We start from the raw sequence: 17,939 nt of genomic DNA on the forward strand, positions 1-17,939 counted from the left end.
TGTCTGGATCTCCCAGACCGCCCCGTGCAATTATCTTTCGCGGGAGAGGATACCGCGCCGACGCGCCCCGACAAACTGGAAAATCGTATGCCTGAAAAGACACGTGTCATCGTGACCCGCCGCCTGCCGGAGCCGGTGGAGGCGCGGATGCGCGAGCTCTTCGACGTGACGCTCAACGAGACCGACGAGCCCATGTCGCCAGAGACGCTGCGATGGGCGATGTCCGAGGCCGAAGTGCTGGTGCCGACGATCACCGACCGCATCGACCAGCGCCTCCTCGCCCAGGCCGGCCCGAACCTGCGGCTGATCGCCAACTACGGCGCGGGCTTCGACCACATCGACGTGGCAACCGCCCTGCAACGCGGCATCCTCGTGACCAACACGCCCGGCGTGCTGGCCGAAGACACCGCCGACATGGCCATGGCCCTCATCCTCTCGATCCCCCGCCGGGTGCCGGAAGGCGCGGTGCTCATGCAGCGCGGCGAGTGGGAGGGCTGGAGCCCGACCGCGCTCATGGGCCGCTGCATCGCCGGCAAGAACCTCGGCATCCTCGGCCTCGGCCGCATCGGGCGTGCCATCGCCCGCCGGGCAAAGACCTTCGGCCTCGCCATCCACTATCACAACCGCCGCCGGCTCCACCCCGACATCGAGGCCGAGCTTGGCGCCACGTGGTGGGAGAGCCTCGACCAGATGCTCGCGCGCGTCGACATCCTGTCGATCAACGTGCCGCACACGCCCTCGACGTTCCATCTGATGAACGCCCGCCGGCTGAAGCTCATGAAGCCCGACGCGGTCATCGTGAACACCGCCCGTGGCGAGGTGATGGACGAGAACGCCCTCACCCGGATGCTGCGCGCGGGAGAGCTCGGCGGCGCCGGCCTCGACGTCTACGAGAAGGGCCACGACATCAACCCGCGCCTCCGCGACCTGCCGAACGTGCTGCTGCTGCCGCACATGGGCTCGGCGACCATCGAGGGCCGGCTCGAAATGGGCGAGAAGGTGATCATCAACATCAAGACCTTCGCCGACGGCCACCGGCCGCCGGATCAGGTCGTCCCGGCGATGCTCTGATCCCCGTGACCGTCAACATTTACCGGCGCACGCCGCAGGACAGCATCAGTCTCGCCGAACTCGCGCTCTACCACGAGATCATGGCCTATCGCGCGAGCGTGGGCCTGCCCGCGCTCCGGCTCTCGAAGGCGCTCTCCGCGACCGCCGGGCGGCACGTGCTCGACAGCCGCGAAAACATCTGGGGCGCCGGGCTGGAACTGCCGGACGGCACCAGCCTGCACAGCTGGAGCGATGCGCCCTACTATGCCGACGGCCGCAACCCGTCGGTCATGTGGGAGGCGCCCGACCGCCTCGGCACCGGCTACACGGCGAGCGGCTACGAGATCTCCGCCGCCGGCTACGACGCCGCCGGAGCGCTCGACGGATGGAAGTCGTCTCCCGGCCACAACGCGGTGCTGACCGAATCGGGCGGCTTCGACGGCATCGGCTTCCAGGTGATCGGCGTCGGCCTCGACACATCGTCCGGTCCTGGCCCCTATGGCGGCAAGGTCGCCCACGTCTGGTTCGGCGCGACGGCCGACCCGACGGGCGTGCCGGGCATCCTCGGCAGCGCCGGCGCTGACCGGATCGCCGCCACCGCCTTCGACGACATCGTCTACGGTCTCGGTGGCGCCGATCGCATCTCCGGCGGACGCGGCGACGACATCCTGCGCGGCGGCCAGGGCGGCGACGTGCTGCTCGGCGGCACCGGCAACGACCGCCTGCTCGGCGACGGCGGCAACGACCGGCTGCTCGGTGGCGCCGGACAGGACGCGCTCTTCGGCGGCCCGGGCGACGACCGCCTGCTCGGCGGCGCCGGCAACGACCGGCTGGCGGGAGGCTGGGGGGTCGACGCGCTCACCGGCGGCGCCGGGCGTGATGTCTTCGTCTTTGCCGATCCCGGCCATGCGGGTGCCGGTGCGACGCGCGACACCATCACCGACTTCGCGCGCGGCGACCGGATCGACCTCAGCGGCATGGACGCCGACACCACCGTACGCGGCAATCAGGCGTTCCACCTGATCGACGGCGCCTTCAGCGGTGATGCGGGCGAGCTTCGTGTCCGGCCCGGTCTGGTTCAGGGCGACATCGACGGCGACGGGCGCCCCGATTTCGGCATCGTGCTCGCGGGAAACGTCCTGCCCGGCGCGGACGACTTCCTGCTCTGAACCGGCGTTAACCAAACCCTTGCGCCGTTTAGGAAAATTCAACACTTCCTTTGGGCGTGCACCCGAGCCCGTGTTAGCTTCCCCTTAAGGGTCGGGGGAGTGATCGGTGATGTGGCGGGTTCTGGGTCTGTGTCTTCTGGCGAGTCTCCCCATGGCGCCACAGGCGCGCGCCTCCGTTGACACCGGCGACCGGGGGATCGCGGCGCCCTTTGACGCCGACACGCTCGACCCCGCCGAGACCCGCCTCCTTCAGGCGGCGCTCGCGGCGAGCGGCGACAACGCCGGCGTCCTCGATGGCCGCTGGAGCCGGTTTGACGCCGCCGCGCTGGCGGACTGGTCCATGCGCGCGTTCGGCGAGCCGCCCCTCGCGGCTCATGCTGCCGCTGCGGTGGCGGGTTTTCTCGACGCGGTCCGCGCCGATGGCTGGCGCGAGGTCTCGCTCGACGACCTCGGCCTCGCCATCGCCCTGCCGCTCGATCGGCTGGCAGAGCCTGTGGCCGAGGCCGGCGGCACGCGCCGCTGGACGATCGACACAAGCTTCTCCGTCCTCAGCCACCGCTTCGACCAGGACGACGCGATGGCATGGCATGCCACGGCGGAGCGTCTCGCCGCAGGCGGCGCGGGGACATACCGCGGCCCCGACCGGCTCGTCACCCTCGGCACCCTCGCCGACGGGCGGGTCTTCCACACCCGCTCCGATCTCATCGCCGGGGTCTGGGCCACGATCCATCTCACCGCCGACCCGACGGCGGAAGGCGCCCTCCGCCTCGCCGCCGCCAGCATTCACGCCGGACGGCCCGAGCCGTTCGAGCTGCCCGCGGGCGGCCGCCTCGCCCGCCTCGTCGCGGATACCGCCCGGGCCCCCGGTCCCGTGGGACTCGTGGCTGCCCCGGCCCGGTTCGACGCGGACATCACCGCCCTGCCCCCCGGCGACTCCGAGGCCGGGTTCAATTCCGGCGGCACCGGCACCGGCTTCTACATCGCCCCGCGCCTGCTGCTGACCGCGGCCCACGTGGTTGCCGACTGCGACGCGCCCGCCCTCGCCGACGGCACGCCGCTTGAGTGGCTGGCCTCCGACGAGGCCCTTGACGTCGCCGTGCTGCGCGCCCCGCGCCGCGCCCCGCGCTGGCTCTCCCTCGCCGACGACCCCCTGCGCCTCGGGCAGCGCGTCTACGCCATCGGCTTCCCGTACTACAGCATCGCCGGCACCTCGCTGACCCTGACCGGCGGCAACGTCAGCGCCCTTGCCGGCATCGACGACGACGCCCGCTTCTTCAGCTTCAGCGCCCCGGTCCAGCCCGGCAACAGCGGCGGCCCGCTGCTCGACGCCCGCGGCCGCGTCCTCGGGCTGGTGGTGGCGCGCCTCTCCGAAGACTACATCGTCGAGGCAACCGGCAGCCTGCCGCAGAACGTGAACTACGCCCTGCGCGAGGACGAGCTCGCCGGGTTTCTCGCCACGACCCTGCCCGAGTTCGGCGCCGGTGCCGACAGCATCAGTCGCTTCGATCCCGATGACGGTGTGCCCGACGGCTTCGAGGCTGCGATCGTCCCCGTCGTCTGCCACTGAACGGCAGCGATCCGGGGGCCAGGTCGACCACCCGGCCCCCTGACAGACGAGAAGCGCCGCCATGACGCAGATGCGCGCCTCAGGATGAGACGCTTGCGGCCGGAGATCAGGTGGATGCCCTGCGACGGGACGCCCCTCCCCGCCTCCGTGGACATCAGCCGCAGCCGTCAGCCGTAGACGTCAGCCGTAGACGTCAGCCGTTCGGGCCATCGCGTCGCGAAGCGCCGACTGCTGACGGCTGAGCGCCGCGTCGGAACTGAGGGAAGGGCTGCGACGCAGGGCCTGCCAGAGGATGCCCCTGAACGCGAGCCCGAGTGGCCCAGACGCGACGCGGAGGACGCGCGACGACATCCCGCGCCCCGCACCCTCGACGCCCGGACCAGCAGCAGCCGGTCCCCGAGCTTCCCCCGCAGCAGGAGCCGCCGGCTTTGGGGCCTCGGCCCTCGCGGCAGCAGGTTCCCCGGCAGCCGCCGGCGAACCGGACGGTCGGACCACCCGCTTCGCCAGCCTCACCGCCGCCGCGGGATAGCTGATGCTGCTCAGTTCCATGTCGAGACCGCCCAGCCAGTCCTGCCACTTGAACTCGTTGAAGCCGCCCGCGAGCTGCACGGCCACCCAGGGCACGCGATAGGCGTCGGCTATGATCGCCGCATGCATCGATTCGGCGATCACCAGCCGGGCACCGGCGATCCGCCGGATGACCTCCTGACTCTCGCCCGAGGGGGACAGGAACTCCACGTCCATCGCCGCGCACCACTGCGCCCACGGCACGCCGATCGCCGCGGTGGCATGGTGCGGAACGAACACCACGTTGCCATGATGCGGCCCGGTCTCCAGCACATCGGGGGTGAGGATCGCCGGGTCCGAGGTGGCGGTCTCCGACGGCAGCCCGAGCTTCGCCGCGGTCAGTGCCCCGCGAACGAACCGGAAATCCACGCCCGGATAGGCGGAGGCAGGGCGGATGATTCCATAGCCGGTGCCGCTTCCCACGACGACGCACCGGCCCGGACGCGACAGCGCCTTGTTGTTCAGGATCGTGCCGATCCCGAACAGCCACGTGCTCTCGTCACACCACGTATCCCAACCTGGAAAAATGCGGTCCCAGAACCATAGGTTCATGTCGTCGCCGAAATTCAGGCGATCCGAATGCCAATAGGCCAGTCGCATGACTCCCCCCCGAAGCCTATCAGGCAATCATGAGTATTTCTCTTGCCGCGTCACCGCTCGCCGCGTCAACCCCCGCGGGCGCCACGTCCGCAGGGCGAGACGATGGGAGTGGCGCAAGTCTTTGCCATGCAGACAAAAAAGGCCCCGGCGAGAGTACGCCGGGGCCGGTAACGATAGCGGGAAGACGCCGGAGGCGCCTCGGTCGAAGATATCAGCGCTTCGAGAACTGGAAGCTGCGGCGCGCCTTGCGCTTGCCGTACTTCTTGCGCTCGACGACGCGGCTGTCGCGGGTCAGGAAGCCCGCGGCCTTCAGTGCCGGGCGCAAGCTCGGCTCGTAGAGCGAAAGCGCCTGGCTGATGCCGTGCTTCACCGCACCGGCCTGGCCCGAGAGGCCGCCACCCTTCACGGTGCACATCACGTCGAACTCGCCCTCGACGTTCGCGATCTGGAACGGCTGGCGCAGGATCATCTGCAGCACCGGACGGGCGAAGTACTTCTCGTAGTCGACGAACTCACCCTTGTTGTTGCGGATGAGAACCTTGCCGTTGCCGGGCTTCACCCAGACGCGGGCGACCGCGTCCTTGCGCTTGCCGGTGGCGTAGGAGCGGCCGAGGCTGTCACGGACGGGTTCGCGCTTCGGGGCCTCATCGACCACCGGCGCCGCGGCGACTGCGTCGCGCAGCTCCTCGAGCGAAGAAAGATCTGCCATGGACTTACGCGCTCCGGGTGTTCTTGGGGTTCTTCGACGCGAGGTCGACGACTTCCGGGTTCTGGGCCTCGTGCGGGTGCTCGGCACCAGCATAGACGCGCAGGTTGCCCATCTGCTTGCGCGAGAGCGGGCCGCCCGGCAGCATCCGCTCGACCGCCTTCACGATGACGCGCTCCGGGAAGCGGCCCTCGAGGATCTGGCCGGCGGTGCGGAACTTGATGCCGCCCGGAAAGCCGGTGTGCCAGTAGTAGCGCTTGTCGGCGCGCTTGTTGCCCGTCATCTGCACCTTGTCGGCGTTGATGATGATGACGTTGTCGCCCATGTCCATGTGCGGCGTGAACGTCGCCTTGTGCTTGCCGCGCAGCCGCATGGCGACAAGGCTCGCGAGCCGGCCGAGGACGACGCCTTCGGCGTCGATCAGCACCCACTTCTTGTCGATGTCGGCCGGGCGGGCAGAGTAGGTCTTCATCTGAGGTCCGTCCCCGTGTCGTCTCGGCATGTCTTGAACTGGCCAGGGGCATACCCCGGCCGGACTGCGGGCTTATGACGGAGATTCGCGCGCCGGTCAATCCGCACAAGGCGAAATTTATCTCTGTAAATCAGCTAGTTGCAATATCGGTATCATAATACCCCACTTCGCGGCGGTACCGTGACGTCAATGACCCCGGTCAGCTTCAGCACGATGTAGAGCATCACGAGAGCGACGACGCCGGCGGCGACCCAGCGAACCCGCGGGAAGCCCGCAGCGAGAAGCAGCGCGGCGACGGCAATGAAGAGCGGCAATATCTGTCGCATCGGTCCCAAATGTAGGCTCGTGCGCGCTCCCACGGCAAGATCGGCGTGGGACCACCGCAGAGCGGCTGAATGCTGTCGCGATGGCATGGAATCTGTTAAGCGATCAAGGTCTGAACAGGCCTTCCACGTCATGCCCCTCTCTTCCGGCGGCGGCCCCGAGCGCAGCCTGGACCAGATCGCGATCGATCTGGCGGTGCGGCTTCTCCTGCTCGGCGCGCTGCTCTGGCTCGCCAGCCTGCTGCTGCAGCCGTTCATGGCCGTGCTCATCTGGTCGGCGATCCTCGCGGTCGCGTTCTACCCCGCCTACGACTGGCTCAACCGCCGGCTCGGCGGACGGCCCCGCCTCGCGTCGCTCCTGCTCACCCTCGCCTTCCTGCTCGTCACCGTCGGGCCGGCGACGCTGCTTCTCTCAAGTCTCGCGGTCTCGCTTGAACATCTGGGGGAGCGGCTGCACGCGGGTGGGCTCGTCCTGCCGGCACCGCCCGCGGCGCTGCGCGACGTGCCGTTCCTCGGTGACCTGACGGCGACCTGGACGACGGCCTCGGCGAACTTCGAGGGCTTTCTCACCCGCCACAGCGCCGAGTTGCTGACCGCGGGCGGCTGGCTGCTCGTCCGGGTCGAAGGCATCGCCGGGAGTCTCACTGCGATCCTGCTCGGCGTGGTGGTCGCGGGCTTTCTCTATGCACCCGGGCCGCGGTTGCAGCGCGGTGTGCGCCGCTTCGCGCGGCGGGTCTCCGGCGCGCACGGCTCGACCTTCGTCGATCTCGCCGCCGCGACGATCCGCAACGTCGCGCGCGGCGTCATCGGCGTTGCGATGATCCAGACCGTGCTGGTCGGCCTCGCCCTCATCGTCGCGGACGTGCCAGGCGCGGGCCTGCTGGCGCTTGCGACGCTGGTGCTCTGCATCATCCAGATCGGCGCGCTGCCCGTGGTCCTGCCGATCCTCGCCTGGGCATGGCTGACGCGGGAAGCGACACCGGCGCTCATCCTGACGCTCTACCTCCTGCCCTGCGCCCTCTCGGACAACCTCCTGAAGCCGCTGCTGATGGGAAAGGGTCTCGAAGTGCCGATCATCGTCATCCTGATGGGCGTGATCGGCGGCACGCTCGCCTTCGGACTCATCGGCCTCTTCCTCGGGCCGGTGGTGCTCGCCGTGCTCTACGACCTCGCGCTCTTCTGGCTCGCCGAGGACGAGGACGAGGCAGATGGCGAGGCAGACGGCGGGATCGAATAGGTGAGGCTCGCCCGCGCCACCGCGCCCTCCACCCCTTCGGAGAACATCAGCACGTCCCCGACCGACAGCACGCGCCCGAGCTTCAGCACCCGCGCCTCGGCAATGAGCCGCCCGGGCTCCGGCTTGCGCATGAAGTCGATGGAACAGCTCGTCGTCACCGCGAGCGCCTTGCGGCCGACCATGGCCAGCGTCGCCATGTAATAGACGCAGTCCGCCAGCGCGAAGAGCGTCGGCCCCGACACCGTGCCACCCGGGCGCAGGTCGCCGGGCAGCGTCGTCATGGCCGCGACCAGACGATAGGGCGCGATCTCCAGCACCTCGAAGCGGGTGCCGAGCTCGGGAAAGACCTCCGCCATGTAGGCGTGCATCTCGGGGATCGTGAACTGTAGCCCCATGCCGCTCATATCTCCAGGATCCCCCACCAGCGCAAGGTGGACCGGGCGTGGATCCAGATTGCCCTGACCGCCGCGTCCGCATCGCGCCGCTCCAGCGCCTCGATGATCCCGAGATGCTCCTGCATCGCCGGAACGATCCGGTCGGGCAGAAATGCCCGGGTGTTCTGCACCACGGCGATCCGGTCGCGGTTGACCGCATAGACCTCCGAGGTGATCGGATTGGCGAGCCCGCTCGCCAGCGCGTCGTGAAGCGACAGGTCGGTCAGGATCGCCCGCGCCGGCAGCTCGGGCGTCATCCGGGTGAGCGCTTCATCGATCAGCGTCTCGTGACTGGCCCGCAACTCGGCCAGCGGCAGCGAGCCCGCATTGCGCACGAAGCGCCGGGCACCCTCAGCGTCGAGGACCGTGCGCAGGTCGATACAGTCGCGCGTCACCTTCGGCGACGCCTCCATCACCAGGACGCCGCGCTTCGGCAAGATCCGCACCAGACCGTTCACATCGGCGCGCTTGACCGCCTCCCGCGTCGCGGCGAGCGGCAGGTCGAGGAGTTCCACGAGCCCGGGCATCGAGACGAACTGCCCCGAGGCCAGACTCCCGTCGCGCAGCGCGGCCACCAGCCGGGCGTACGCCTCATCGGACATCAGTCGGGTTTCCGTCTCGCCGCCCATCGCGCCTCAGTCCCCATCGCGCCTCGGTCTTCGTGGAAAACAGGAAGGACCTTCACGATTCGCGGAGTTGTGCCGGCCCACACATCTTAACTAACATGTCACCTAAGGTTCCAGAAGCCCGAATGCAAGGGACGGAGAGAATCAGAGGAAGCCGGCGGGAACTCTGCCGGCGAAAGAGGGGAAGGCTCCGTGATGACGGGCATCAACCACACTGCCGGGCGATCCGGCGGCGTTCGCCGTGCTGGCACCATCGCCGCCGATCCGGGGCGCCCCACCGCCCCCCTCGGGGCGGGGCTCCGGGGACGTGACACGCGATCGCGTGACCTGACCTGCGCCATTCAGCCAGACCGGTTGGCGCGTGTTGCCGGCGGCGCCCGGGGGTATCCTCTTCGTTACGTCTTGATGAACCTGACCGGCCGGGCGTCGCTGCTGGCGGACGGCAGCCTTTTCTCACCGGTCGCTGAGAGGACACTTCGATGACCTCGACCCGCAGAGCCGGCGACCCGACGACCACCGCCGCACCCCTCGCGCCGGACGCCGGGCGGATCATCGTTCTGATCAATCCCAACTCGAACGCGAAGACGACCCGGTCGATGGCGAACCACGCCGCCCGCGCCGCCGGTGACGCCGCACGCGTCGTGGGCGAAAGCAACGAGGGCGTGCCGCCGCTTCTCACCACCCCGCAGGATCTGGCGGCCGCCGGCCCGGGCGTGGTGAAGATCGGCATCGCCGCCGCCCGTGATCCGCGCGTCAGGGCGATCATCGTCGCGGCCTTCGGCGACCCGGGCCTCATGGCGCTCCGCGCTGCCATCGACAAACCGGTTTTCGGCATCCGCGAACAGGCCTTCCTCGCAGCAGCCGAGGGAGGGCGCGCCTTCGGCATCGCGACGACGATCCCCGACCCGGGACTGCACGAAGCCTTCCGGGAGGCCGCAGTGGCCCTCGGCTACGAGAGCCGGTTCCTCGGCACCCGCGCCGCTCCCGACGATCCGGCCACGCTGATGGCGAAATCGCCCCCCGAGCTCGACGCCGCGCTCGCGCGGGCCGTGACCGCCTCGATAGCCGACGGCGCGCAGGCCGTGATCATCGGAGGAGGGCCGCTGACGTCCTCCGCGCTCCGGCTCCAGCCACAATTCGAGATTCCGCTCATCATTCCGGTGATTGCGGCAACTGAGGCGGCGGTCCGAGAGATCGCGGCCACCTGAAGCAGCCGGGGGGCGACGGCATTTTCCGCTGCCCCCTCAACCCAAACCTCCCCAGCAAGGAAAACCATGCCCGGATTCATGAAATCCCTGTTCGGCCAGGTGATGATCGCCCTCGTGCTCGGCATTGTCGTCGGCGTATTCTGGCCTGACTTCGCTGCCGCCATGAAGCCTCTCGGAGATGGCTTCATCAAGCTCATCAAGATGGTGATCGCGCCGCTCGTCTTTGGCGTCGTCGTACACGGCATTGCCTCGGCCGGTGACTTGAAGAAGGTCGGACGCGTTGGCGTCAAGTCCATCATCTACTTCGAGGTCGTGACCACCATCGCCCTTATTCTCGGTCTCGCCGTGGCGTTTCTCGTCGGGCCGGGCCATGGCATGAACGTCGACACATCGACCCTCGATGCGGGCGCGATGTCGACCTACACCGAGCGCGTCCAGCAGATCGGCGGTACGGCCGACTTCCTGATGCACGTGATCCCGAGCACCTTCGTCGGCGCCTTCGCCGAAGGCGACGTGCTTCAGGTTCTCGTACTGGCGATCCTCTTCGGCGCGGCGCTCTCGCTCATCGGCGAGCGCGGCAAGCCGGTCGCCGAGCTGATCGAGCGCGGCACCGACGTCCTCTTCAAGATCATCAGCTTCATCGTCCGGCTCGCGCCGCTCGGCGTCTTCGGCGCCATCGCCTACACTGTCGGAAAGTACGGCGTCGGCTCCCTGCAGCAGCTCGGAATGCTCGTCGTCCTCTACTATGTCACGGTCATCTTCTTCGTGTTCGTGATCCTCGGCGTCATCATGCGCCTCGCCGGCTTCTCGATCCTGAAATTCCTGCGCTACCTCCGCGAGGAACTCCTGATCGTGCTCGGCACCGCGTCGTCGGACAGCGTCCTGCCGCAGATCATGCGCAAGCTCGAGCACATGGGCGTCAAGGACTCGACGGTCGGCCTCGTCATCCCGACCGGCTATTCCTTCAACCTCGATGCCTTCTCGATCTACCTGACGCTCGCCACCGTCTTCATCGCCCAGGCGACGAACACGCCGCTTGCCTTCTCGGACCTGCTCCTCATCCTCGGGGTGGCGCTGCTCACCTCAAAGGGAGCGCACGGCATCCCAGGATCGGCCATCGTCGTTCTCGCCGCCACGCTCTCCGCGGTCCCCGTGATCCCTGCCATCGGCCTCGTGCTGGTGCTGTCGGTGGACTGGTTCATGGGCATGGCGCGCGCGCTCGGCAACCTGACCGGCAACTGCGTCGCGACGGTGGTCATCGCCGCCTGGGAAGGCGACATCGACAAGGAGCGGGCACACGCGGTGCTGAACGGCACGTTGAACGAAGAGACCGCCGACATTCTCTCCGAGCCTGAACCCGCGTGAGGTCTCCGCTACCTCTCGCCACCTCATGATCACTCTGCGCCCGCTCCGGCGGGCGCAGACTTTGCCGCTTCCCCCTTGCGCCCGCTCCCGCCGGGCGCAGAGTGTCTTCTCCGACCCCCCGGAGGCACGCACACCCATGGACGACATCCTGCTCCGCGCCGATGACGGCGCCATCTGCACCCTCACCCTGAACGATCCGGGTCGGCTGAACGCACTCTCGACCGCCATGCTGACGCGGCTCGAGTCCGAGTTCACCTCGATCGCCGGCGATCCCGCCATCCGCGTGGTGATCCTGAAGGGCACCGGCCGGGCATTCTGCGCCGGCCACGACCTCCGCGAGATGACCGCCGCCCGCCAGTCCGAGGATGCCGGCCGCGCCGCCTTCCAGGCGCTCTTCGCGCTCTGCACCCGGGTGATGCTCGGCATCGTCCGCCTGCCCCAGCCGGTGATCGCCGAGGTCCACGGCATCGCCACCGCCGCCGGCTGCCAGCTCGTCGCGAGCTGCGATCTCGCGGTCGCGGCGGAGGGCACGCGCTTCGGCGTCAACGGCGTCAACATCGGCCTCTTCTGCTCGACGCCCATGGTGGCGCTGAGCCGGGTGGTGCCGCGCAAGCGCGCCTTCGAGCTGCTCGTCACCGGGGAATTCGCCGACGCCGGCGAGGCCCGTGCCATGGGCCTCGTGAACCGCGTGGTGCCCGAGGCCGAGCTCTCCGCCGCCGCGCAGGCACTCGCAGCGACGATCGCCGGCAAGCTCGGCCCGGCGGTGCGGATCGGCAAGCGCGCGTTCTACGAGCAGGCCGAACTCCCGCTCGACGCCGCCTATGCGCTTGCCGGCGAGGTGATGGCCGAGAACATGCTCCTCGGGGACACCGCCGAGGGCATCACCGCGTTCATCGAGAAGCGCCCGCCCGCGTGGGCGCAGTAGCGCCGCGTTTCACGCGCGCCCCCGTCCAACCGAAGCGCGCGTCGCGCGCGAGTCCCGGCGCGACAAGCGAACGCACCGCGTTCGCCGCGCCGCCGGCAGAGCGCGCGCGACGCTCGGAAGCCGTCGGGGTCGAGATTTCCGGGGAGCGCACCAATTCGTCCGAGGAGGCCCTTCCCGGCGCGCTTGCGCGCCCCCGGGGAGGGACAGTCTCGGAAATAGCAGCAAACTCCGCCCGCCCCCTCTTTGCGCGGGGCCGGCGCCGTCACATGGAGAACGACGTGCCGCAGCCGCAAGAGGCGGTCGCGTTCGGATTGCGCACCACGAAGCGCGCCCCGATCAGCTCGTCTGCGAAATCGATCTCCGCATCCGCGAGGAACGGCAGCGACACCGGGTCGATCAGCACCCTCGCCCCGTTCTTTTCCAGCACCAGATCGTCCTCGGCCGGATCGTCGAGCTTGATCTCGTACTGGAACCCCGAGCAGCCGCCGCCCTCGACGGCGACCCGCAGAGGCTGTTCCCCGATCTCCCGGAGACGGTCGAAGGCGCGGTCGGTGACCCGCGGCGGAATGGCAAGCATGGGCTCAGATCCCGTGGAGAACTCTTGCCCCAAAGATAGGATGACGCCGACGCCGCGGCAAGGCGAGCCTCAGCGCCCCCGGGTCGCAACGATGAAGAGCCGCGGAAACGGCAGCAGCACCGTCCCGTCCGGCAGCGCCGGATAGGCCTCCGCCACTGCCGCTTCATAGGCCGCGAGAAAACCCGCCCGCTCGTCGGCCCCCAGCGGCTCAAGGAACGGCCTGAGCCCCGTCCCCTTCAGCCACTCGACGATGCCGGCCGCCCCCGCGAGGGGATGGAAGTATGTGGTCCGCCAGAGATCGACCCCCGCCAGCCCGTGCAGCAGCCCGGCATACCACTCCGCCGGCCGCCGGGGCGTGCGCAGCCCGGCCGCGTCCCCGATCCGCCCGGCCCATCGCGGGTCAGCCGCGACCTCCCGCATCAGCCGGTGCGACGGCTCGTCGAGGTTGTCCGGCATCTGCACCGCAAGGCTCCCCCCCGGGGCGAGCCGCTCGACGAGCGCCGGAAACACCCGTTCATGCTCCGGCACCCATTGCAGCACCGCGTTGGCAAGGATCAGGTCGAACGGCCCGGGATCGTCCCAGCTGACCAGATCGGCCTCGACCACCTCGACACCGGGCAGCCGCTCCCGCGCCGCCGCCACCATGTCGGGCGAGCTGTCGAGCGCGCTCACCCGCGCCTCCGGCCAGCGGGCGAGGATGAGCTCGGTGGAGTTCCCCGGCCCGCAGCCGAGATCGACCGCCCGCCGCACCTCACCCGGAACCCGCGCCAGAAGCTCCGCACAGGGCCGCGACCGCTCGCTCTCGAACTTCGTGTACTGCCGCGCCGACCAGTCCATCACCCCAGCCCCCCGCGTTTCGTCCCAAACCTTCGCGCGTATCTGCGAGGGCGGCAACCGCGCCAGCTTGTGGCGGTTCCGATTCGGGTCTAGACACCCGGACCATGCGACGGGTTTTCGACATGGACGACCGGTGCCGCCTTCCGTGGCGGTTCTACGGCAGGACCCACGGGATTCTCGCCTCCGGCTGAGACCGCACGCCGTCGCCCGCCCTTCAACCACCAGTCGAAGCCATCCTCGCGGGAGGAAAGCATGTCCGCTCCGAAGACCCTCTACGACAAGATCTGGGACGCCCACCTCGTTGACGAGGCGTCCGACGGCACCTGCCTGCTCTACATCGACCGTCACCTCGTCCACGAGGTGACGAGCCCGCAGGCCTTCGAGGGTCTGCGCAACACCGGCCGCCAGGTGCGCGCGCCGGGCAAGACCGTGGCCGTGCCCGACCACAACGTGCCCACCGACGTCGACCGCGCGAAGGGCATCGAGAACGAGGAAAGCCGCATCCAGGTCGAGACCCTGCGCCAGAACGCGAAGGACTTCGGCATCGAGATCTATGACGTCTCCGACGTCCGGCAGGGCATCGTCCACATCATCGGCCCGGAGCAGGGACTGACCCAGCCCGGCATGACCATCGTCTGCGGCGACAGCCACACCGCGACCCACGGCGCCTTCGGCGCGCTCGCCCACGGCATCGGCACCTCGGAGGTCGAGCACGTGCTCGCCACCCAGACGCTGATCCAGAAGAAGTCGAAGAACATGAAGGTCGAGGTCCGCGGCGCCCTCGGCCCCGGCGTGACCGCGAAGGACATCACCCTCTACGTCATCGGCGAGACCGGCACGGCGGGCGGCACCGGGCACGTCATCGAATACTGCGGCGAGGCGATCCGTGGCCTCTCCATGGAAGGCCGCATGACGGTCTGCAACATGGCGATCGAAGGCGGCGCCCGCGCCGGCCTGATCGCCCCGGACGAGACCACGTTCTCCTACGTCAAGGGCCGCCCGCACGCGCCGAAGGCCGGACAGTGGGAGATGGCCGAGGCGTGGTGGCGCACCCTCTACACCGACGAGGGCGCGCACTTCGACCGCGAGCTCATCCTGAACGCCGCCGACATCCCGCCGGTCGTCACCTGGGGCACGAGCCCCGAGGACGTGCTGCCGATCACCGGCCTCGTGCCGAACCCCGACGACTTCAAGGGCGGCAAGGTCGATGCCGCCCGCCGCTCGCTCGAGTACATGGGCCTCACCCCCGGCACCCGGCTGCAGGACATCACCATCGACACGGTCTTCATCGGCTCCTGCACCAACGGCCGCATCGAGGACCTGCGCGAGGTCGCCCGCGTGATGGAGGGCCACCGCGTCAAGGACGGCATCCGCGCGATGATCGTGCCGGGCTCGGGCCTCGTGCGCGCGCAGGCCGAGGAAGAGGGCATCGCCCAGAAGCTCATCGAGGCGGGCTTCGACTGGCGCATGGCCGGCTGCTCCATGTGCCTCGGCATGAACCCCGACCAGCTCGCGCCCGGCGAGCGCTGCGCGTCGACCTCGAACCGCAACTTCGAGGGCCGGCAGGGCCGTGGCGGACGCACGCACCTGCTGTCGCCGGCGATGGCGGCGGCCGCCGCGATCACCGGGCGGCTCACGGACGTGCGCGAACTCATGTGAGGTCCAGCGGCCCGGGGGCGTCTCCGGGCCGCCTTTCCCGACATCAGGCCCGGATTTCCCGACGGCGGGCAACCGCTGACCCTCGGGGTGGTGTGACAGCCGAACGGCCGCCGTGGCGCGGCCTGCCACCGCGCTTTTCCCGAGCCCGGGGTCACCGCGACCACCCCCGGCGCGAACTCTGCCCTCACCGCAACCCGCGTCACCGGCGACAACCGCCATGCGCTGGACGGTGTAACCGCGCAGGGCGCGATCCCGAACCGGCCGAGGGCGGACACCGCGCGGCGCTTCCGGCCGATGGAGCCCGGCAAGCGACGCTGAACGAGCCGGCCCCGCGGAGTGGCTTGCACCCGCCCGGCCGCCCGCGCATCTTCCACGCCCAATGACCATACCTCCCCTCTCCCCTGACGCGGCGGAGCCGCGCGCCGGCTGGCGCCGTGAAGTCGATGGCCTGCGTGCCGTCGCCGTCCTGCCCGTCATCCTGTTCCACGCCGGCGTCCCGGCCTTTGCCGGCGGCTATCTCGGGGTCGACGTCTTCTTCGTCATCTCCGGGTTTCTCATCACCGGCATCCTCGCGCGCGACCTGCAGGCGGGCCGCTTCTCGATCGCCCGGTTCTACGAGCGGCGCGCCAGGCGCATCCTGCCGGCACTCGCGGTGATGCTCCTCGCCTGCGTCCCGTTCGGCCTCGCGTGGATGTCGCCGCCGGAACTGCGCGGCCTCGGACAGGAGATCGTGACAAGCGCGCTCTCGGTCTCGAACGTGCTCTACTGGCTGAAGCTCGACTACTTCGGCCCCGACGCCGACCGGCTGGCGCTGCTACACACCTGGAGCCTCGGGATCGAGGAACAGTTCTACATCCTGTTCCCGCCGCTTCTCGCGCTCGTCTGGCGCCGCGCCTGGCGGGTGCCGATCCTCGTCGCCGCCTGCGCTCTCAGTCTCGCGGCCGCCACCTGGATCGAGGCACGCCACCCGTCCGCCGGGTTCTTCCTGCTGCCCTTCCGCGCCTGGGAGCTGCTCTTCGGCGGCCTTGCCGCCCTCCTCCTGCCGCGACCGCCGCGTGGCGGCGACCTCCTGGCGGCGACCGGGCTCGTCGCCATCGTCGCGGGCATGGCCGCGGCCCCGCTCGGCCTGCAGGCGGGCGTCCTGCCGAACGTGCTCGCCTGCGCCGGGACCGCCGCGGTCCTCGCCTGTGCCGGTCCGGGCGGCGCGGCGACGCGGCTCCTGTCGCTGCCGCCCATGGTCGGGATCGGGCTCATCAGCTACTCGGCCTACCTCTGGCACCAGCCGATCCTCGTCTTCGCCCGCATCCGGTTCGGCGAGGGCCTCTCGCCCACGATGCTCGTGGCACTGGGCGCCCTCTCGGTGCTGGTCGCCTGGCCGTCCTGGGCCTTCATCGAGCGGCCGTTCCGCCGTCCCGGCGGCGTGACGGCGTCGCGCGTCCTCGCCATCGCCGGCGGCACGATTGCGGCCCTCGTGGCACTCGGCGCCGTCGGGATCGTCACGAACGGCCTCGAGGCGCGCAAGCCCGAGGCGGTGCGCGCGATCCTCGCCACCGTCACTGACACCAACCCGTACCGGGACATCTGCAAGACCGGCCTCACCGACGCGAACCCGATGCACCCCCGCCCCGGGTGCCTCGTCGACGGCACGGCGCCCGCCGTCGCGTTCTACGGCGACAGTCACGCGGATGCGTTGCAGGGGGCGTTCTTCGGCGCCGCCGAGAAGGCCGGCTTCCGGTTCTATTCGGTCACCCGCAGCGCCTGTCCGCCCATCCCCGGCCTCGACCGGACGGGCGACGCCGCCTCTCCCGCCTGCGACGCCTTCGTGCGCGGGGTCGAGGACTACGTCGAGACGAACGACTTCCCCGTCGTCGTCCTCGCCGCGCGCTGGACGGCAGGCGCCGCGCCGCGCGCCTACGACAACGGCGAGGGCGGCGTGGAAGGCCAGCCCGGCGACTTCCTGACGCCGCTCGGCGTCCCGGTGCCGGCGGACCGCGAGGCGGCGGTGATCGCCGCCTACGTGCGCGGGATCGAATCGCTTCTCGCGAAAGGTCACCGGGTCGTGCTGGTCTACCCGATTCCCGAAGCCGGCTGGAACGTGCCGGAAGAGCTGGCCCGTCGGCGCGAATCTTCGTCCGAACCGGTGACCCTCACCACCGACGCGGCCGCCTACTCACGACGGCAGGCGGCTGTAATTGCCGCTTTTGACACAATCTCTGATCCGAAGCTTTTTCGGGTACGACCGGATGCAACCCTCTGCAACAACGAGATCCCCGGACGCTGCCTCAACAGCATTGGCGACCGGCCGCTCTACTTCGACGACAACCATCTCAACAACTTCGGCGCCGGGCTGCTGATGCCATCGGTGATCGAAGCGATTGCCGCAGCGCGCCGGAGTCTTTCCTGATCGGACTCGCTTCCCAACGCTCGCGCAATTTTCTAAGGTCTCCGCCAATCACTCCAGGGGAACCGCCATGTCCGAGTCGATGCACGAGCCATCCCCCGCCACCGTCGCCCACGCCCTAGTGGATGCGGCTGGGTATTCCGAGATGTACGGGCGCTCGGTTTCGGACCCTGAAGGGTTCTGGGGGGAGCAGGGGGGCCAGCTTGACTGGATCGA

At 69.6% G+C, this 17,939-nt stretch carries 18 protein-coding genes; 10 read left to right on the top strand and 8 right to left on the bottom strand.

The features are described 5' to 3' along the window. Positions 1-87: 87 nt before the first annotated feature. From HNP73_RS19160 to HNP73_RS19170, 3 genes are all read left to right on the top strand, one after another. On the top strand, positions 88-1,071 hold the full coding sequence (locus tag HNP73_RS19160; RefSeq protein ID WP_184153777.1) for a 2-hydroxyacid dehydrogenase: 984 nt from the start codon (positions 88-90) through the stop codon (positions 1,069-1,071). 5 nt (positions 1,072-1,076) lie between these two features. Next, a complete protein-coding gene (locus HNP73_RS19165) occupies positions 1,077-2,219 on the top strand; it encodes a M10 family metallopeptidase C-terminal domain-containing protein (protein ID WP_184153780.1) in 1,143 nt (380 codons plus the stop codon). Positions 2,220-2,370: 151 nt separating this feature from the next. Then, positions 2,371-3,786, top strand: coding sequence for a S1C family serine protease (locus HNP73_RS19170; protein ID WP_184153783.1), 1,416 nt, complete (start codon positions 2,371-2,373; stop codon positions 3,784-3,786). Positions 3,787-3,966: 180 nt separating this feature from the next. On the opposite strand, the gene HNP73_RS19175 is transcribed toward HNP73_RS19170, so the two are convergent. From HNP73_RS19175 to HNP73_RS19190, 4 genes are all read right to left on the bottom strand, one after another. Further along, a complete protein-coding gene (locus HNP73_RS19175; RefSeq protein ID WP_184153786.1) occupies positions 3,967-4,953 on the bottom strand; it encodes a polysaccharide pyruvyl transferase family protein in 987 nt (328 codons plus the stop codon). 211 nt (positions 4,954-5,164) lie between these two features. After that, positions 5,165-5,662, bottom strand: a complete 498-nt coding sequence (rpsI, locus tag HNP73_RS19180) for a 30S ribosomal protein S9 (protein ID WP_184153789.1) — start codon at positions 5,660-5,662, stop codon at positions 5,165-5,167. 4 nt (positions 5,663-5,666) lie between these two features. After that, positions 5,667-6,131 (bottom strand): 50S ribosomal protein L13, encoded by a 465-nt coding sequence (rplM, locus tag HNP73_RS19185; RefSeq protein WP_184153792.1) that lies wholly within the window; start codon positions 6,129-6,131, stop codon positions 5,667-5,669. Between the two features lie 152 nt (positions 6,132-6,283). Then, positions 6,284-6,457, bottom strand: coding sequence for a hypothetical protein (locus tag HNP73_RS19190; RefSeq protein WP_184153795.1), 174 nt, complete (start codon positions 6,455-6,457; stop codon positions 6,284-6,286). Between the two features lie 130 nt (positions 6,458-6,587). Here HNP73_RS19190 and HNP73_RS19195 point away from each other — a divergent pair, with 130 nt between their 5' ends. Next, the gene (locus HNP73_RS19195; RefSeq protein WP_184153799.1) at positions 6,588-7,691 is read left to right on the top strand and encodes an AI-2E family transporter; all 1,104 of its coding nucleotides are present in this window, start codon (positions 6,588-6,590) and stop codon (positions 7,689-7,691) included. Here the strand turns inward: HNP73_RS19195 and HNP73_RS19200 are convergent. Together HNP73_RS19200 and HNP73_RS19205 are read right to left on the bottom strand one after the other, a co-directional pair. Next, entirely contained in the window at positions 7,616-8,086 is a 471-nt protein-coding gene (locus HNP73_RS19200; RefSeq protein ID WP_184153802.1) for a PaaI family thioesterase, read from the bottom strand. The genes HNP73_RS19195 and HNP73_RS19200 overlap by 76 nt on opposite strands. A 5-nt stretch (positions 8,087-8,091) precedes the next feature. Next, positions 8,092-8,727 (bottom strand): GntR family transcriptional regulator, encoded by a 636-nt coding sequence (locus HNP73_RS19205; protein WP_246399947.1) that lies wholly within the window; start codon positions 8,725-8,727, stop codon positions 8,092-8,094. 503 nt (positions 8,728-9,230) lie between these two features. On the opposite strand from HNP73_RS19205, the gene HNP73_RS19210 reads away from it, so the two are divergent. The 3 genes from HNP73_RS19210 (at position 9,231) to HNP73_RS19220 (ending at position 12,249) form a co-directional block, all read left to right on the top strand. After that, positions 9,231-9,959 carry an aspartate/glutamate racemase family protein gene (locus HNP73_RS19210; RefSeq protein ID WP_184153808.1) on the top strand — a complete coding sequence of 243 codons (729 nt, stop codon included), beginning with the start codon at positions 9,231-9,233 and terminating at the stop codon, positions 9,957-9,959. A 66-nt stretch (positions 9,960-10,025) separates the two neighbouring features. Next, positions 10,026-11,324, top strand: coding sequence for a dicarboxylate/amino acid:cation symporter (locus HNP73_RS19215; protein ID WP_184153811.1), 1,299 nt, complete (start codon positions 10,026-10,028; stop codon positions 11,322-11,324). A gap of 136 nt (positions 11,325-11,460) precedes the next feature. Next, positions 11,461-12,249, top strand: coding sequence for an enoyl-CoA hydratase (locus HNP73_RS19220; RefSeq protein ID WP_184153814.1), 789 nt, complete (start codon positions 11,461-11,463; stop codon positions 12,247-12,249). Positions 12,250-12,511: 262 nt separating this feature from the next. On the opposite strand, the gene HNP73_RS19225 is transcribed toward HNP73_RS19220, so the two are convergent. Together HNP73_RS19225 and tam are read right to left on the bottom strand one after the other, a co-directional pair. Further along, positions 12,512-12,826, bottom strand: a complete 315-nt coding sequence (locus tag HNP73_RS19225; RefSeq protein WP_184153817.1) for a HesB/IscA family protein — start codon at positions 12,824-12,826, stop codon at positions 12,512-12,514. A 69-nt stretch (positions 12,827-12,895) separates the two neighbouring features. Beyond that, positions 12,896-13,663 (bottom strand): trans-aconitate 2-methyltransferase, encoded by a 768-nt coding sequence (gene tam / locus HNP73_RS19230; protein ID WP_184153820.1) that lies wholly within the window; start codon positions 13,661-13,663, stop codon positions 12,896-12,898. A 252-nt stretch (positions 13,664-13,915) separates the two neighbouring features. Between tam and leuC the strand changes: the two genes are divergently transcribed. From leuC to HNP73_RS23460, 3 genes are all read left to right on the top strand, one after another. Beyond that, on the top strand, positions 13,916-15,322 hold the full coding sequence (leuC, locus tag HNP73_RS19235; protein WP_184153823.1) for a 3-isopropylmalate dehydratase large subunit: 1,407 nt from the start codon (positions 13,916-13,918) through the stop codon (positions 15,320-15,322). Between the two features lie 379 nt (positions 15,323-15,701). Next, positions 15,702-17,726 carry an acyltransferase family protein gene (locus HNP73_RS19240; RefSeq protein ID WP_184153826.1) on the top strand — a complete coding sequence of 675 codons (2,025 nt, stop codon included), beginning with the start codon at positions 15,702-15,704 and terminating at the stop codon, positions 17,724-17,726. Between the two features lie 142 nt (positions 17,727-17,868). Next, positions 17,869-17,939: acetyl-coenzyme A synthetase N-terminal domain-containing protein (locus tag HNP73_RS23460; RefSeq protein ID WP_246399974.1), on the top strand; the 71-nt coding region annotated here is incomplete at its 3' end.

Origin of the sequence: Amaricoccus macauensis (assembly GCF_014201905.1) — a bacterium.
In the GTDB taxonomy this organism is placed as follows: Bacteria; Pseudomonadota; Alphaproteobacteria; order Rhodobacterales; family Rhodobacteraceae; genus Amaricoccus; species Amaricoccus macauensis.

Bases quoted from the DNA above. Each gene is read 5' to 3' on its own strand.
- HNP73_RS19160 (WP_184153777.1), top strand. From the start codon at position 88: ATGCCTGAAAAGACACGTGTCATCGTGACCCGCCGCCTGCCGGAGCCG.
- HNP73_RS19170 (WP_184153783.1), top strand. From the start codon at position 2,371: ATGGCGCCACAGGCGCGCGCCTCCGTTGACACCGGCGACCGGGGGATC.
- HNP73_RS19175 (WP_184153786.1), bottom strand. From the start codon at position 4,953: ATGCGACTGGCCTATTGGCATTCGGATCGCCTGAATTTCGGCGACGAC.
- rpsI (WP_184153789.1), bottom strand. From the start codon at position 5,662: ATGGCAGATCTTTCTTCGCTCGAGGAGCTGCGCGACGCAGTCGCCGCG.
- rplM (WP_184153792.1), bottom strand. From the start codon at position 6,131: ATGAAGACCTACTCTGCCCGCCCGGCCGACATCGACAAGAAGTGGGTG.
- HNP73_RS19190 (WP_184153795.1), bottom strand. From the start codon at position 6,457: ATGCGACAGATATTGCCGCTCTTCATTGCCGTCGCCGCGCTGCTTCTC.
- HNP73_RS19195 (WP_184153799.1), top strand. From the start codon at position 6,588: ATGCCCCTCTCTTCCGGCGGCGGCCCCGAGCGCAGCCTGGACCAGATC.
- HNP73_RS19200 (WP_184153802.1), bottom strand. From the start codon at position 8,086: ATGGGGCTACAGTTCACGATCCCCGAGATGCACGCCTACATGGCGGAG.
- HNP73_RS19205 (WP_246399947.1), bottom strand. From the start codon at position 8,727: ATGTCCGATGAGGCGTACGCCCGGCTGGTGGCCGCGCTGCGCGACGGG.
- HNP73_RS19210 (WP_184153808.1), top strand. From the start codon at position 9,231: ATGACCTCGACCCGCAGAGCCGGCGACCCGACGACCACCGCCGCACCC.
- HNP73_RS19215 (WP_184153811.1), top strand. From the start codon at position 10,026: ATGCCCGGATTCATGAAATCCCTGTTCGGCCAGGTGATGATCGCCCTC.
- HNP73_RS19220 (WP_184153814.1), top strand. From the start codon at position 11,461: ATGGACGACATCCTGCTCCGCGCCGATGACGGCGCCATCTGCACCCTC.
- HNP73_RS19225 (WP_184153817.1), bottom strand. From the start codon at position 12,826: ATGCTTGCCATTCCGCCGCGGGTCACCGACCGCGCCTTCGACCGTCTC.
- tam (WP_184153820.1), bottom strand. From the start codon at position 13,663: ATGGACTGGTCGGCGCGGCAGTACACGAAGTTCGAGAGCGAGCGGTCG.
- leuC (WP_184153823.1), top strand. From the start codon at position 13,916: ATGTCCGCTCCGAAGACCCTCTACGACAAGATCTGGGACGCCCACCTC.
- HNP73_RS19240 (WP_184153826.1), top strand. From the start codon at position 15,702: ATGACCATACCTCCCCTCTCCCCTGACGCGGCGGAGCCGCGCGCCGGC.